1 protein-coding gene and 1 pseudogene are annotated in these 1,821 nt (G+C 53.6%); one reads left to right on the top strand and one right to left on the bottom strand.

Annotated elements, in window-relative coordinates:
* Positions 1 to 864, top strand: a pseudogene (locus tag ACTHS3_RS12200) (glucose-6-phosphate isomerase); the annotation flags it as partial.
* A 51-nt stretch (positions 865 to 915) separates the two neighbouring features.
* On the opposite strand, the gene ACTHS3_RS12195 reads toward ACTHS3_RS12200, so the two are convergent.
* A partial coding sequence (locus ACTHS3_RS12195; RefSeq protein ID WP_440368059.1) for an NnrS family protein occupies positions 916 to 1,821 on the bottom strand: 906 nt, incomplete at its 5' end.

Raw genomic sequence — 1,821 nt, 5'->3', positions numbered from 1 at the left:
TTTTGGGACTGGGTCGGCGGACGATACAGCCTGTGGTCGGCCATCGGCCTGCCGATTATGCTGTATCTCGGCGAAGAAAACTTCATCGAAATGCTCAACGGCGCGCACTTGATGGACCAACACTTCATCAACACGCCGCTAGAGCGCAACATGCCCGTCATCCTCGCCCTCATCGGCATCTGGTACATCAATTACTACGGCGGCGGCAGCCATGTTATCGCGCCTTACGACCAACATCTTCACCGCCTGCCCAAATTCATCCAGCAGCTCGACATGGAGAGCAACGGCAAACAAGTTACCCTTGACGGTAAACCGGTCGGTTACGAAACTTCGCCGATTATTTGGGGCGAAACCGGCATCAACGGCCAGCACGCCTTCTTCCAACTGCTGCACCAAGGTACGCACATCACGCCGATTGACCTCATCGCCTCCCTTGAAAAACGCAGCAACCTGCGCGGTCACCACGAAATCCTGCTGGCGAACGTCTTTGCCCAAGCCGAAGCCTTTATGCGCGGCAAAACGCCTGACGAAGTCCGCACCGAGCTTCAAGCCCAAGGCATGGAAGCAGAGCGTATCGAAGAGCTGGTTCCGCACAAAACCTTCTCAGGCAACCGCCCGACCAACCTCATCCTAATGGACAAAATCAACCCGCGCAATATGGGCAGCCTGATTGCCATGTACGAACACAAAACTTTCGTTCAAGGCATTATTTGGGGCATCAACAGCTTTGACCAATGGGGCGTAGAACTCGGTAAACAACTGGCCAAAACCATTCTTGCCGAATTGACCGGCGAGACCGAAGTGCAAAAACACGACAGTTCCACTACACGCCTAATTAATCTTTATTTGAACGCCAACAAATAAAGCATTTATTTAAAGCTAAGGCCGTTTGAAAGTTTCAGACGGCCTTTTGTTTTATTCCGGATCATCCGTAAACGCATTTTCCCGAAATATCGGTACAAACGTGAAAAGATACAGTACGAACACGGCGATGGTCAGAATCGTAGGAATGGTGATGAAGAATATCGGGTTCACGTTCATTAAAACAGCGCGCGAGACGGCGGCGGCGAAGAGGATGGGGACGGCAATGCGGCAGAGCTTGGGGTAGTCGAGTTTGGTAAAGCCGCTGTGCCACAGCCCGGCGGTCAGCCACACCATCATCACGCCCCCCATCATGCCGCCGAGGGTAATCAGGTGTAATGGGGCGGAGGAGGGCAGATTTTGCAGTTTCGCCGCGCCTGTCCACAGATAGCCTGCGGCGGCAAAGAGTTGGAGCAGGTAATAAGTGCGGACGTAGTGTTTGCGCAGGAGTTCGTGATGGTGAAGCTCACTCAGCTTGGCGAGCAGGATGAAGCCGACGGCAAGCGCGGTAAAACCGGCGGTTTGCGCGGGCAGCCAAAGTTCGGCGGCGGCGTGCAAGAGCAGGAAAGTAATGGCGATGTTTTTATAGACGACGTTGGGGATGAATACGGGGTCTTTCAGACGGCATTCTTTAAGGGCTTCCGCGCCCAAAAGAATGCTGACACGCACGGATACAAACATCACTGCCGCCATGTTCAGATGTACTTGCACGCGCAGTAAGTTCAAATCGCCGCTGACAGCATAGACCGTCTGAAAAATGGTAAACACGGCAAGCAGCATCAGCAGGGCAAAGTTGTCGGTGTTGCGGTCGAGCCAAATCAGCCAGGCGCAAAACAGCAGCAATACCAGCCAATAGGCGGCAACGAAAAACGAGGCAGTTTGTGGCGAAAAGGGCAGTATGGCAGATGCGGCGAGCAGTAATGCCGCCATCAAAGTAGCGACAGGTTTCAGACGGCCTTT

The organism is Neisseria sp. P0009.S007, assembly GCF_051962515.1.
The sequence above is the reverse complement of the archived record's forward strand: the minus strand, read 5'-3'. Positions and strand labels throughout refer to the sequence as shown.